General features: G+C 64.0%; 16 protein-coding genes. 7 read left to right on the forward strand and 9 right to left on the reverse strand.

Going from position 1 to position 12,547, the window contains the following annotated elements:
* Positions 1 to 57: 57 nt before the first annotated feature.
* Complete coding sequence (locus ACN0SE_RS03780; protein WP_417523149.1) at positions 58 to 1,488, reverse strand: hypothetical protein; 1,431 nt, start codon at positions 1,486 to 1,488, stop codon at positions 58 to 60.
* Entirely contained in the window at positions 1,454 to 2,299 is an 846-nt protein-coding gene (locus ACN0SE_RS03785) for a thymidylate synthase (RefSeq protein ID WP_417523150.1), read from the reverse strand. The genes ACN0SE_RS03780 and ACN0SE_RS03785 overlap by 35 nt, the downstream gene beginning before the upstream one ends.
* A gap of 383 nt (positions 2,300 to 2,682) precedes the next feature.
* On the opposite strand from ACN0SE_RS03785, the gene thyX reads away from it, so the two are divergent.
* Both thyX and ACN0SE_RS03795 read left to right on the forward strand, forming a co-directional pair.
* Positions 2,683 to 3,588, forward strand: a complete 906-nt coding sequence (gene thyX, locus ACN0SE_RS03790; protein WP_417523151.1) for an FAD-dependent thymidylate synthase — start codon at positions 2,683 to 2,685, stop codon at positions 3,586 to 3,588.
* 4 nt (positions 3,589 to 3,592) lie between these two features.
* A complete protein-coding gene (locus tag ACN0SE_RS03795; protein ID WP_417523152.1) occupies positions 3,593 to 4,186 on the forward strand; it encodes a super-infection exclusion protein B in 594 nt (197 codons plus the stop codon).
* A gap of 256 nt (positions 4,187 to 4,442) precedes the next feature.
* On the opposite strand, the gene ACN0SE_RS03800 is transcribed toward ACN0SE_RS03795, so the two are convergent.
* The gene (locus tag ACN0SE_RS03800) at positions 4,443 to 4,889 is read right to left on the reverse strand and encodes a YHS domain-containing (seleno)protein (RefSeq protein ID WP_417523153.1); all 447 of its coding nucleotides are present in this window, start codon (positions 4,887 to 4,889) and stop codon (positions 4,443 to 4,445) included.
* A gap of 140 nt (positions 4,890 to 5,029) precedes the next feature.
* On the opposite strand from ACN0SE_RS03800, the gene ACN0SE_RS03805 reads away from it, so the two are divergent.
* Both ACN0SE_RS03805 and ACN0SE_RS03810 read left to right on the forward strand, forming a co-directional pair.
* Positions 5,030 to 5,380: a hypothetical protein gene (locus tag ACN0SE_RS03805; RefSeq protein WP_417523154.1), complete on the forward strand. Its 351-nt coding sequence runs from the start codon at positions 5,030 to 5,032 to the stop codon at positions 5,378 to 5,380.
* 38 nt (positions 5,381 to 5,418) lie between these two features.
* Complete coding sequence (locus tag ACN0SE_RS03810) at positions 5,419 to 5,937, forward strand: copper chaperone PCu(A)C (RefSeq protein WP_417523155.1); 519 nt, start codon at positions 5,419 to 5,421, stop codon at positions 5,935 to 5,937.
* On the opposite strand, the gene ACN0SE_RS03815 is transcribed toward ACN0SE_RS03810, so the two are convergent.
* Positions 5,934 to 6,623: an NAD-dependent deacylase gene (locus tag ACN0SE_RS03815; protein WP_417523156.1), complete on the reverse strand. Its 690-nt coding sequence runs from the start codon at positions 6,621 to 6,623 to the stop codon at positions 5,934 to 5,936. The genes ACN0SE_RS03810 and ACN0SE_RS03815 overlap by 4 nt on opposite strands.
* Positions 6,624 to 6,704: 81 nt before the next feature.
* On the opposite strand from ACN0SE_RS03815, the gene ACN0SE_RS03820 reads away from it, so the two are divergent.
* Both ACN0SE_RS03820 and ACN0SE_RS03825 read left to right on the forward strand, forming a co-directional pair.
* Entirely contained in the window at positions 6,705 to 7,148 is a 444-nt protein-coding gene (locus tag ACN0SE_RS03820; RefSeq protein ID WP_417523157.1) for a low molecular weight protein-tyrosine-phosphatase, read from the forward strand.
* A 73-nt stretch (positions 7,149 to 7,221) separates the two neighbouring features.
* A complete protein-coding gene (locus ACN0SE_RS03825; protein ID WP_417523158.1) occupies positions 7,222 to 7,341 on the forward strand; it encodes an entericidin A/B family lipoprotein in 120 nt (39 codons plus the stop codon).
* Here the strand turns inward: ACN0SE_RS03825 and ACN0SE_RS03830 are convergent.
* The 4 genes from ACN0SE_RS03830 to lepA form a co-directional block, all read right to left on the reverse strand.
* Positions 7,338 to 7,553 carry a dodecin gene (locus tag ACN0SE_RS03830; RefSeq protein ID WP_417523159.1) on the reverse strand — a complete coding sequence of 72 codons (216 nt, stop codon included), beginning with the start codon at positions 7,551 to 7,553 and terminating at the stop codon, positions 7,338 to 7,340. The genes ACN0SE_RS03825 and ACN0SE_RS03830 overlap by 4 nt on opposite strands.
* A gap of 102 nt (positions 7,554 to 7,655) precedes the next feature.
* Positions 7,656 to 7,892: a hypothetical protein gene (locus tag ACN0SE_RS03835; RefSeq protein ID WP_417523160.1), complete on the reverse strand. Its 237-nt coding sequence runs from the start codon at positions 7,890 to 7,892 to the stop codon at positions 7,656 to 7,658.
* 143 nt (positions 7,893 to 8,035) lie between these two features.
* Positions 8,036 to 8,953, reverse strand: coding sequence for a DUF5677 domain-containing protein (locus ACN0SE_RS03840; protein ID WP_417523161.1), 918 nt, complete (start codon positions 8,951 to 8,953; stop codon positions 8,036 to 8,038).
* Positions 8,954 to 9,033: 80 nt separating this feature from the next.
* A complete protein-coding gene (lepA, locus tag ACN0SE_RS03845; RefSeq protein WP_417523162.1) occupies positions 9,034 to 10,833 on the reverse strand; it encodes a translation elongation factor 4 in 1,800 nt (599 codons plus the stop codon).
* A gap of 405 nt (positions 10,834 to 11,238) precedes the next feature.
* On the opposite strand from lepA, the gene ACN0SE_RS03850 reads away from it, so the two are divergent.
* Positions 11,239 to 11,520 carry an acylphosphatase gene (locus ACN0SE_RS03850; RefSeq protein WP_417523163.1) on the forward strand — a complete coding sequence of 94 codons (282 nt, stop codon included), beginning with the start codon at positions 11,239 to 11,241 and terminating at the stop codon, positions 11,518 to 11,520.
* Between the two features lie 511 nt (positions 11,521 to 12,031).
* Here ACN0SE_RS03850 and ACN0SE_RS03855 read toward each other — a convergent pair.
* Complete coding sequence (locus tag ACN0SE_RS03855; protein WP_417523164.1) at positions 12,032 to 12,484, reverse strand: Lrp/AsnC family transcriptional regulator; 453 nt, start codon at positions 12,482 to 12,484, stop codon at positions 12,032 to 12,034.
* Positions 12,485 to 12,547 lie beyond the last annotated feature (63 nt).

The following is a 12,547-nucleotide window of genomic DNA, read 5'->3' on the forward strand; positions in this document are numbered from 1 at the left end:
TTTGGTTGTTGCAGCGGAGCCTAGGCGCGGGGGCGCGGATGTCCAGAGGTCGCGTGGTCAGAACACCGAGCGCAGGCCGAGCGAGACCGAGAGTTCCTCGGTCTCGAAGCGGCTGACATTGGAGTGGGTCTGCTCCGACGTGACGGTGAGCGTCGGGCTGAACCCCAGATAGTCGAGCTGGTCGAAGCTGAAGGTGACCTCGGCGGTGCGGCGGCTGTCCTCGCGCCCGCCGGGTACGGCCCAGAACAGCAAGCGGTAATCGGGGTAGGTGGTCTCTGACACCCCGAACGAGGCCGAGAGCGAGACCGGGCCGATCGGCTCGGCCCGGTGATAGGACAGCTTGGCCGAGCGGGTCTCGGCGCGGGCCTGGCCGTTTTCGGACTCCGCCATGGTGCTGCCGAGCGACAGCGCGAGGCTGTCGTTGTTGGCCAGCCGGTGGATGGCGGAAAAGCGCAGGCCGGTGGTCCTGACATCCGCAATCCCGGCAGCATCGTTGTGGCGGAGCTGGTAGTCGAGGCTGGCGGTCAGCCGCAGGGTCGGGTCGAGGTCGAAGCCATACGACAGCCCGCCGCTCGCCAGATCATAAGAGCGCTCGCCGCCGTTCCAGACCTGTCCAAAGCTCAGCCGTGCGCTGGCCAGCCCGCCAGCACCGCCAAGCGACCGGTGATGGGCGAGGCCAAGGGCAGCAAATGTCGAGCCGTAATCGGCCTCCTCGGCTTGGGGGGCCTTCTTGCGGGCCTCGTCGCTGAACGCGACGCGGCGGACCTGGCCGATGCCGGTCAGCCGGGTTTCAGAGGTCTCGTCGCGGTGCAGACGATAGGTGAAGCTGCCGCCGACCTCGGCAATCGTGCCCGACAGCGCCTGAGAGGTGGCGGGCAGGATGCCCACCACCGGGATGCCTTCGACCACGTTGATCCGGTCGGCGGCGCCGTTGTTGACGTTCGACGACGGCACGATCTGACCCGACAGCTGGAACTTGAGCTTGGCAGCGCTGCGCAGGGCGCGGTATTCGCGCTTGGTGCGGTCGCGGGTGGGCTCTGACGGGGCGGCCTGCAGCGCGCGGCGCATCCAGAGTTGGCCCAGAACGAACCGCTCGTCGCGCGCCTCGGCGGCGGCCACGACGCGGGCGGCCTCGTGCTTCTGGCGCGGGGTTTCGGCGTGGCGATAGGCCAGCTTGGCGGCGCGGCGTGCCTCGACGTGGTTGCCGGCGCGCATCAGCACGGTCGACATCACCATGTGGGCAAAGGGATCCTCGGGGTCGGCGCGCAGCAGGGACAATGCCAGTTCGCCGGCGATGTCCGGGCGCCCGGCGTCGAGTGCGCGCAGGATCAACGATCGAACCTCGGCCAGGCTGAGCTCGGCCGAGGGGACAGGTGCTGGCGTTGTGTCAGACCAGGCCGGGCCGATCAGGCCCAGGCACAGCCCGGCAATCGCAAGACGGCGCAACACCGGCTCAGGGCGCGACGAGATCGCAGATCGCGCTGTCATTGGGCTGGCCGCACTGGGTCAGGACAAAGACGCCGTGTTCCACTTCCGAGTCGACATTCGGGATGTGGCCCGAGAGGTGCACAAGGCCGGCCACGCTCGACGCGCCTGAGCCACCGAAGATGCCGCCATAGTTCCCGATGCCGGTGCCGGGGCTGTCTGTCGCATCATCGCTGATCTCGACATCGCCGTAGAATTCGCCGTTGGTGTCGATCGGAGCGACAATCAACGTGACATCCTCGAGCGCGGTCTGGGCGCCGCCCACCGGGCTGATGAGGATACGGTCGCTGATCTCGCCATTCACCGCATTGTCGACGAAATTGGCATTGAGGAAGATCGTGCCGGACACCCTGTGGGATTCCCGCGGCAGGTCGGGCAGGGACGCGCCGCCACCCGGGCCCGGGGGAACCGTGATCAGGTGATCGCCGTCCACGGCGCCGATATTGGTCACGGCGGCGTAGTTGCCGGCATAAGACACCTGGCCCTCACCCGGGCCGGTGCCGATCGCGGGCGGCGAGAAGCTGCCGTCGCGTTCGTAGAAGCCGCCGCCGAAATAGCGATTGAACTGGCCGCCATCGGCCACGGTGCCGGCATGGACACTGCCGTCGAGACTGCTGCCCGCAAGCGCCACGAACATCCGGTCCAGCGCATCTTCCTGCGCGGTATAGGCCAGGTATCCGGCGGTATCGAGCGCCGCATTTCGGGTAAAGGTGTTTTGCGACGGCGTTCCGTCAAGCGAGCGGATCGCCACGGTGATGGTGTTGCCGCCGGGGATCGAGAGGGTGGCGACGTCATCCGCCAGAACGTCGGGCACGTTGCCCGCCGCGGACGCACCGTTGCCGGGGGAACCGCCGCCGGTTCCGTCGGTCCCATCCGTGGTTCCGCCACCCGTGGAGGTGTCGTCCTCGGGGTCCTCCAGGAAAGGATTGTCTTTTCCCGTGCTGCCCGTGCACGCACTCAGCGCCGTCGCCACGATGAGCGACACAACAAAACGATTCATGAAACTGCCCCGGTCTTTGCCCGTTATTTTGGACACACGCTGGTTTTCCAGAACAGGAAAGTCAACGCTTATCGCCCATTGGCGGCCACAGTTCCCGCGACTGCGGCAAATCGGGCATACCAAGTCTCAGCTTTTTTCTTGGGTCTCATACCAGATATAGTGGGGGCCTGATTCATCTTGTAGAAAGGATTCGCCCCATGTCCGTCACGCCCGAACAGGCCGCCGAAATCGAAGCTCTGCGGGCCGAGACGACACCCACCCTGCGTGCCACCTCGGCCGGGATGGAGGCGCATCTCTACACCGCCTATCCGGTGCTCGACCACGGCTTCATCCGGGTGATCGACTACATGGGCGACGATGCCGCCATCTGTCAGGCCGCGCGGGTGTCCTATGGCAAGGGCACCAAATCGGTGCAGAACGACGAGGGGCTGATCCGCTACCTGATGCGCCACTGGCACTCGACCCCCTTCGAGATGTGCGAGATCAAGCTGCACGTCAAACTGCCGGTTTTCGTCGCCCGCCAGTGGATCCGCCACCGCACCGCCAACGTCAATGAATACTCCGCCCGCTACTCGATCCTCGACCGCGAGTTCTACATCCCCGAGCGCGACGCTCTGGCGGCGCAATCCTCGGTCAACAACCAGGGCCGGGGCGAGGCGCTCTCGGGCGAAGAGGCCGACCGCGTGCTGCGCTATCTCCGCGATGACGCGATGCGCGCCTATGACCACTACGAAGAGATGATTTCCGACGAGGGCCAGCAGGGCCTCGCGCGGGAACTGGCGCGGATGAACCTGCCGGCCAACATCTACACGCAGTGGTACTGGAAGGTCGATCTGCACAACCTGCTGCACTTCCTCCGCCTGCGCGCCGACGCCCATGCGCAATACGAAATCCGCGTCTATGCCGACGAGATCTGCAAGGTCGTCGCCGACTGGGTGCCCTTTGCCTATCGCGCCTTCGAGGACTACCGGATGGGTGGGGCGACTTTGAGTTCCACAGCTCTTGAGTGCGTGCGGAGGATGCTGAAAGGTGAGGAAGTGACGCAGGAAACCTCTGGCATGTCCAAGGGGGAATGGCGGGAGTTTAAGGGGGTTTTGGGGTGACGCAATGAGCGAGTTCCTATCGAAAATTTGGAACCTATTTGAAACGGTTGTGCGCCCGTGGCACCTATTGTTCGTGGTAGCATTTGTTTCCGGAGTTTTGTTGTTTAACCCATTTCAATTAAACGAAAATTTTGAGATAGCTGAAGAAGTGGCTGAGGTGAAGCTCTGGATCTTCTTAGTGTTCTTTGTTTCTGTAGGACTGATAATCCTTAAAGCTCTGTCCATTGGCCTTCTATTCATTAAAGGGCACGCTTACAAAATTTTCGATAATCTGATTGCGAACTCAATAGAGCTCGCGCCCGCATCCCGAGCCATCTTGAAGTTTATGCTAACACAACAGCCAGACATGGTTCCGTTAAATCGGAAGCATCCAGCGGTTCGCGAGTTACGACTTCGGAAGCTGGTATCCCCAAATCCCTATCTAATTATTTCAGGCGATTTCGACGACTATAAATTGACGCCCCGAGGGGTTTCAGTAGCGCGTCGTGCAAAGATAGCGGAGTTTGAGGGTCAGTCGGAAGCTGAAAAGATCGCGTTCTTGGACAGCGTAACTGGCATGAAATTCCGGTCAGTGAACAGGCATTCTTGGATGTTATAATTAGAATCTGTAGAAGTATGGTCGCACGCACCATTTTACGAGTGCCTGCGTTGTGTGTTCTGCAAGCTTGTTCACCACATCTTATCCAACCCGCGCAATCACATCTTTAAAACTTTCCCGCCCCACACTAACAGTGCGCGAAACATTTGCGCCCTGCGGACTGCCTCTTCCCGAGATCGTAGGGTGGGTTTGTAACCCACCACCCCGCACCGGTGGGTTGAAAACCCACCCCACGCGAGCGCTTTCCGGGCGCGGCTTACCCCAGAATCCCCGGCCAGTTCACCTCGCCCTTGGCGATGTTCCCCGGAATGTCCTGCAGCCACAGCTCGCGCGCGCGCAGGTTGGCGTTGAGGTAGAGCCGGCCCTCGTAGACCGTCCAGGCCTCCGGCACCGTCGGCGCGAGGTAGCCGCGAGAGGCGGCAAAGGCGCAATACCCGCCGAAGCGCGGGGCATAGCGCTCGGGATCACCGGCAAAGGCGTCCCGCGCGGCGGCGCTGGCGAAATGCCAGGTGGCGCCGTTCCATTGCGCGGCATGCGTGGCCTCGGCCAGCACCGGGCCGGCGCCGTCGAAATAGGCCACGGGATCGGCGCGGTTGATCGCCACACCGCCGGTCTGAAAGACCTGCGGTTCGCGGGCGAAAGCGGCGCGGGGCAGCAGCGGCGCGGCGGCAAGCGCGGTGAGAAGGGAACGTCTGGTCAGCATGGCGGGTCTCCGGTGGCGGTGCCGGGACAGCATGCCCGCAGAGCCGCCCCCGCGACAGCCCCCTCACCAAGAGGTGATGCGGCGCGACCTGCGGTCGCGGCCTCTTGGAGCGTCGGGAAAAATCGCATACCCCTCGGCGCATGATCTGCTGGCTCCGCCCTTTCATCGGCCTGTGTCTGGCCCTGATGCTGACCGTCACCGGCCAGGCCTCGGTCGCGGCGCGCGGCGGGACTGTGGCGGTGAATGTCATGGTGCTCTGCACCGGGGCGGGGACGCAGGTGGTGCTGATCGACGCCGAGGGCGCGCCGATCCCGCCTGCGCACATCTGCCCCGATTGCGTGCTGGCGCCTCTTGACGCGCCGCCGGCCTCCGTGCCCTTGCTGCGCGCCCCGGAGTTCGTCAGGCTGCGGGGGGCCCCCATCGGCGCGCTTGACGCCGCCAGCCAGGCAACGCCCAGCCCCTGCGCCAGAGGGCCGCCGCCCCGGGTGTGATCCCTGTTCCCTTTTCACACCCATTCACGGAGTTTCAGATGACCCTGACCCGCCTGTCCGCGGCGCTTGCCGCCAGCCTGCTTGCCACAACTGCCCTTGCCGGCGACATCCACATCGCAGACGCCTATGCCCGTGCGTCCAACCCGCGCGCCGGCGCGGCCTTCATGCTGATCCACAACCACGGTGCCGACGACGATCGCCTGATCGCCGTCAGTTCCGTCGCCGCTGCGCGGGTCGAGCTGCACAGCCACAAGGAGGCTGGCGACGGCGTGATGAAGATGGTCCACCTGCAAGAGGGCATCGCCCTGCCGGCCGGTGGCGTCCACGCGCTGCAGCGCGGCGGCGACCACGTGATGTTCATGGGGCTGACCGCGCCCTTCGTTCAGGGCGAGACCGTCGCGGTCACGCTGACCTTCGAGCGGGCCGGCGAGATTGCCCTGGAGATCCCGGTCGACCTCGAGCGCCAGCCGGGCGCGGAGGCGGCCACGGACCACGGTGACATGGACCACGACAACATGGACCACGACGCACACGCCCACGACGGCAAGGGCAACTAGCCCAGCATCCCCTCCACCCAGCGTGGCACGGTCTCCGTCGCCGGGCCGACAAGGCAGTCGTCGAACAGGTGCGAGACGGCGGTGGGCTCCAGGCTCATTTCCACCGTCTCGGCCCCGGCGGCGCGGGCCTCTTCGACAAAGGCCGCCGCCGGGTAGACCTGGCCCGAGGTGCCGATGGCGGCGAACAACCGCGCTTCGGCCAGCAGGGCGGCGATCTCGTCCATGTAATGCGGCACCTCGCCGAACCAGACCACATCGGGCCGCGCGGCGGCCCGGTGACAGGCCGGGCAGGGGGTCTCTTCGTCCATTTCCGGCGGTGCCTCCCAGCGGTGGCCGCAGATGTCGCAGAGCGCCCCCGCCAGCCGCCCGTGCATCTGCAACACGTGGTGCGATCCGGCGCGGCGGTGCAGGTCATCGACATTCTGGGTGACGATGGTCACCACGTCGCTGTGCTCGGCCTCTAGCCGCGCCAGCGCCAGATGCGCGGCATTGGGCGCGGCGGCGGCGGCCTGAATGCGGCGGGCGTTGTAGAAGCGATGCACCAGCGCCGGGTTGCGGGCATAGCCCTCCGGCGTGGCGACATCCTCGATCCGGTGCTGCGCCCAAAGCCCGCCTTCGTCGCGAAAGGTGCCCAGCCCGCTTTCGGCCGAGATGCCGGCGCCGGTGAGAATGACGATCCTGCCCATGTGGCCCCGCTGTGCTGTCAAGATTGCCCCGATCCGCGGGGCAGGCTACACCCTGTGCGATATTGGCAAAGGCGCGCGCATATGACCACCCGCATCCTCTTCGTCTGTCTCGGCAACATCTGCCGCTCGCCCGCCGCCGAAGGGGTGACCCGGGCGCTGGCCGGCGACGCCGACCTGTCGCTCGACAGCGCCGGCACCGGCGACTGGCACGTGGGCAACCCGCCGCATCCGCCGATGCAGGCGGCGGCGCGGGCGCGGGGCTATGACCTGAGCCCCTTGCGCGCCCGGCAGATCTCGCCTGCGGATTTCGACGCCTTCGACCTGATCGTGGCGATGGATGCCGAGAACCTTGCCAATATCGAGGAGCTGCGCGGCGGCGCCGGGACCCCGGTGCGGCTCTTTACCGACTACGCCGAAGGCCCCGAGGATCACGTCCCCGATCCCTATTTCACCGGCGATTACGAAGGTGCGCTCAGCCTGATCGAGCGCTGCGCCAGGGGGCTCTTGCGCGACATCGCGCCATAGGCCGTTAAGCCCACTTTCCAACCGCGCCCCGCCGCGCTAAGGCCTCTCGGGCAAGAACAAACGAGGCCGGAACATGCGAAACCTGGTAATTGCCGCGGTCACCCTGCTGGCGCTGGCAGGCTGCGAAACCGTCAAGGGCGCGGGCCGCGACCTGCAATCCGCAGGCCGCGTGGTCGAACGCTCGATCCCTTAATCGCCCTCGCGGTCGAGCCGGAAGCCGAGCTTCACGCCGACCTGGAAATGCGCCACCTCGCCGTCGGCCACATGGCCGCGGATGTCGGTGACCTCGAACCATTCGACGTGCCGCAGGCTCTTGGAGGCGGTGCGCACCGCCTGTTTGACCGCATCGTCGATGCTCTCGGTGGACGAGCCGTAGACTTCGGTGACGGGATAGACATGGGACATGAGGGTTCCTCCGGTTGATTGCTGTCCCGGATCCTAGTGCATCCCCGGCCAAGGTCCCGAAGAAATCTGTCTCCTTGGCCTTGAGGCTCCGGCCCCCGAGGCTCAGAGCCCCAGAAGCGCCTTGGCCTCGGCCAGCGCCCGGACCGAGGCGCCATGGCTGCCGGCCCGGTGCAGCTGCTCGCCCTCGGCGCGGAGCTGCTTGACGCGGGCGAGATCGGCAGCGCTGAGGCTCGCGGTCTTGAGCGCCGCATCGACGGCGGCCATGTCGGCCGGGCACTGATGCGCAGCGGCCGGACCGGCCAGCAGCGCCAGAACGGCGGCGGTGATGAGGTGTTTCATGGTGTGTCTCCCCCGAGGTTGTGTGCGGGGGAGGGTAGCATGGAGGGGGAGGGGGTGGGGGTCACGATTGCGGGTGTAGGCGTATGCATTTGTGCATACGGTGAGAGTATGCAGCAACGAAAAACGCATTTGGTTCAATATAACTAGGAAGCCGGAGGGTCAAAATCACCCCCTACTATCTCTCGGTACAATTCCAAGATCTCGCTAGAGTAAGTCGTTAGAACAGCCGAGAAGTAGTCCATCTCATCGCCATCCTCAAAATTGAAACTCACAAAATCCAAGCAGGCATCTAGTACGAATAGGCAATTAAAAACATATTGATTAACGTGGGCAGCTGGAAACTCGACGGCAGGAATGAAGCGACCGTCAATCTTCTGATCTGCATCGAGGTATAGGTAAAGTAAGTTAGCCAAGCTACCATGGACGGCGTGAGAAGAAATCTTTCCGACTATGGTATACATAAATCGGTCTTCTCCGATATCTCGCACCATATCAGCTAAGGAAGGGGCGCGTTTCAAGTTTATCTCTTTATCGTCAATACCTATGCCGGCAAATTCGGCATTCTTGCGAATGCTATGTAGCATCCGCTTTTCAATTGGAAGTTCAAGCCCTCCACGAGCTTTGATGTTGCTTTTGATTTTATCGAGCAACTCAAGGTCAGATTTCAGGCTGTCCTCAAAATATCTTTGAAGTCGCTGTTCCCCTCGGTCTTGGGAGATCCACCGCACCTTCACGCATGTTTCTAAGAGAGGTCGATCCAATATTGTCGTGACATCGCCGTATCGCCCATCCTGAAAAAACTCTAAGTGTGCAGCCAAGATCCTCGTGCAGCGGGTTAATAGGCCTAAAAGTACATATCTCTTCTTATCGGTGCTAGTTAACCATCCTGGGGACTCGGGGATAATTTGCGAGCAGATGCAGCACAACATGGATACATTCTTGTAATACTCAAAGAGTATTTGCCGAAAATCGCCTGATTGCCTGCATTCGTCGAGAACGCAATCAGAAATTTCGACTGGGTCAGGCAAGAGCTCAAAGAAGTTAAGGCCATAATCTTCCATTGCAAAATGTCACCGAGATAATTGCTACGTCCGCTCGGGAATGACCTATGTCGACGAGGCCGCATGCTGCCGAGGGAATATCACCCATCCATCTTCAGCGCTGAAATAAACGCTTCCTGCGGGATATCCACCTTGCCGAACTGCCGCATCTTCTTCTTGCCGGCCTTCTGCTTCTCGAGCAGCTTCTTCTTCCGCGTCGCGTCGCCGCCGTAGCATTTCGCCGTCACGTCCTTGCGCAGCGCGGACAGGGTCTCGCGGGCGATGACCTTGCCGCCGATGGCCGCCTGGATCGGGATCTTGAACATGTGGCGCGGGATCAGCTCTTTGAGCTTCTCGCACATCGCCCGGCCGCGCATCTCGGCGCGGTCGCGGTGCACCATGGTCGAGAGCGCGTCCACCGGCTCGTCGTTGACCAGAACCTGCATCTTCACGAGGTTGTCCTCGCGGTATTCGGTCATCTGATAGTCGAAGGAGGCATAGCCCTTGGTCACCGATTTCAGCCGGTCGTAGAAGTCGAAGACCACCTCGTTCAGCGGCAGGTCATAGACCACCATGGCGCGGCTGCCGGCATAGGTCAGGTCCATCTGGATACCGCGGCGGTCCTGGCAGAGCTTGAGCACGTCGCCGAGGAACTCGTCGGGAACAAGGATCGTCGCCTTGATCCGCGGCTCCTCGAGGTGGTCGATGGTCGAGGGGTCGGGCATGTCGGCGGGGTTGTGCAGCTCGATCATCGAGCCGTCCTTGGAATAGATGTGATAGATCACCGAGGGCGCGGTGGTGATCAGCTCGATGTCATATTCCCGCTCGATCCGGTCGCGGATCACCTCGAGGTGCAACAGCCCGAGGAAGCCGCAGCGGAAGCCGAAGCCCAGCGCCGCCGAGGTCTCCATCTCGTAGCTGAAGGAGGCGTCGTTCAGCGCCAGTTTCTCGATCGCGTCGCGCAGGTCCTCGAACTCGGCACTGTCGACGGGGAAAAGGCCACAGAAGACCACCGGCTGCGACGGCGCAAAGCCGGGCAGGGGCTTGTCGGCGCCCTTCTTCTCATGGGTGATGGTGTCGCCGACCTTGGTGTCGCGCACCTGCTTGATCGAGGCGGTGATGAAGCCGATCTCGCCCGGTCCCAGTTCGTCGATCACGGTCATCGCCGGGCGGAAGACGCCGATGCGGTCGATGCCGTATTTCGCGCCGGTCTGCATCATCTTGATGTTGTCGCCCTTCTTGAGCACGCCATCCATGATCCGCACCAGCACGACGACGCCGAGGTAGCTGTCGTACCAGCTGTCCACCAGCATCGCCTTGAGCGGCGCGTCGCGCTGGCCCTTGGGGGCGGGCAGGCGGTGGACGATGGCCTCGAGCGTTTCGGCGATGCCGATGCCTGTCTTGGCCGAGACCTGCACGGCCTCGGAGGCGTCGATGCCGATGACATCCTCGATCTGTTCGGCCACCCGGTCGCAATCCGCCGCCGGCAGGTCGATCTTGTTGAGCACCGGCACGATCTCGTGGTCGGCATCGAGCGCATGATAGACATTGGCCAGAGTCTGCGCCTCGACGCCCTGGGTCGAGTCGACCACCAGAAGCGAGCCTTCGACCGCCCGCATCGAGCGCGAAACCTCGTAGGCAAAGTCGACGTGGCCGGGGGTGTCGATCAGGTTGAGCACATAGGCCTCGCCGTTCTTGGCGATGTAATCGATGCGCACGGTCTGCGCCTTGATCGTGATGCCGCGTTCGCGCTCGATATCCATGGAATCGAGCAGCTGAGCCTTCATGTCCCGCTCGGCCACCGTGTTGGTGGATTGGATGAGCCGGTCGGCGAGGGTGGATTTCCCGTGGTCGATATGGGCGACGATCGAGAAATTGCGGATATGGGCGAGGTCTGTCATGACCGGGATATGTAATGGATTTGATGAACGGTCAATGGCAGCCGATCAGCCAGCGTGCGATTTTACGCAGCCAAGGGCGGTGGTTGGCCTGCGGGGTGCGGTTGCGGGTGTCGGCTGAGGGGGCTTCGGGGCTGGGGCTGTGCTCCGAGGGGGCGAAGGCCGGCGTCCGGTACGGGTGCGGCTAGACGCGGCCGGTGGTGCTGGCGCAGCATCTGCCAGAGGCCGGATCGCTGCTGCGCCTTGCCGTTGAGCGCAAATTCGAGGACGCGCTTGCAGTGGAGCATCCAATCCGCGCCCAGAGGCGAACCCCGGCCACGGGCAAAGCCCCGCCACCCGGCCGCCGAAATGGTTTCGCGGCGGCGCAAATGGTGGCACACTGGGCCGAAGACAAGCGAAGGTCCGGATATGGCACAGGAAATCGCAAGACAGGCGCGGGTGATGGGCCGCGTGCAGGGCGTGGCCTTTCGCGCCTGGACCCAAGGCCTGGCAGAGAGCCTCGGGCTCCGCGGCTGGGTCTGCAACAACCCCGACGGCTCGGTCACTGCGCTGATTGTCGGCCGACCCGAACAGGTCGACGACATGCTCGACGCGATGTGGGCCGGCCCCGGCGCTGCCGCGGTGCGCGACGTGTCGGTCGAGGTCGTTTCGCCGCTGCCCGATGTGACGGGGTTCGAGATTACCGGGTGAGGGGGGCGCTTTGGGTTGTCCGCGGGAGGGTTGCTCTCTTAGGTCCCGGATCGGGGTCCGGGACGCGATGCGCGGGGTGGCAGGTGACACCTGTGAGCAGGCTTGGGGTGAAAGAGGCTGCCGCCGTCACCCATGCACAACGCCGTTCCGGACCTGATCCGGGATCTCTCCACCCGCCCCATGAGGCTCCGGATCGGGGTCCGGGGCGCGACGCGCGGGGTGGCAGGTGAAACCTGTGAGCCAGCCGGGCGCGACAGTCACTGCCGCCGTCACCCACACCCCACGCCGTCCCGGACTTGATCCGGGACCTCCCCGCTCACCCCATGAGGCCCCGGATCGGGGTCCGGGGCGCGGAGCTCTGGGTGGCAGGTGGAACCTGTGACCAAGCCGGGCGCGACAGGCGCAGACGCCGTCACCCACACCCAACGCCGTCCCGGACTTGATCCGGGACCTCTCCGCTCACCCCATGCCCCCGGATCGGCCTCCAGGGCAGCGCAGCCCGCCGACCCCCTTACATCGGCAGAACATCCCGCCGGATCATCGTCCGCAGGGCGAAGCTCGAGCGCATGTTGCGGATGCCTGGCACCTGCATCAGACCGTCCTCGAGGAACCGGTCAAAGGCCGTGAGGTCGCGCGCCACCACCCGCAGCATCACGTCGCGCGTTCCGGTCATCAGGTAGCATTCCATCACCTCGTCGAAGCGCCGCAGCGCGTCCTCGAAGGCCGAAACCGCCTTGCGGCTCTGCTGCTCGAGTTCGACGAAGATGAAGATGTTGAGCGGCAGCCCCAGCTTCTCCTGGTCGACCCGGGCGGAGTAGCCGGTGATCACGCCGGTCTCTTCCAGCCGGGCGATGCGGCGGGCCAGCGGCGTTGCCGACAGGCCGATCTTTTCCGACAGATCGGCCAGCCGCTGGCGGCCGTCGCGTTGCAGGGCCTGCACGATCCTGGCGTCTGTTGCATCCATTCCCCAAATCCCCCGGGTGTTTTGGAGATTTTCCCTAATTTCACCCGGCACGGCAATGCTCTT

The sequence above is a fragment of the Marinovum sp. genome (assembly GCF_048263515.1).
Taxonomy (GTDB): Bacteria; Pseudomonadota; Alphaproteobacteria; order Rhodobacterales; family Rhodobacteraceae; genus Marinovum.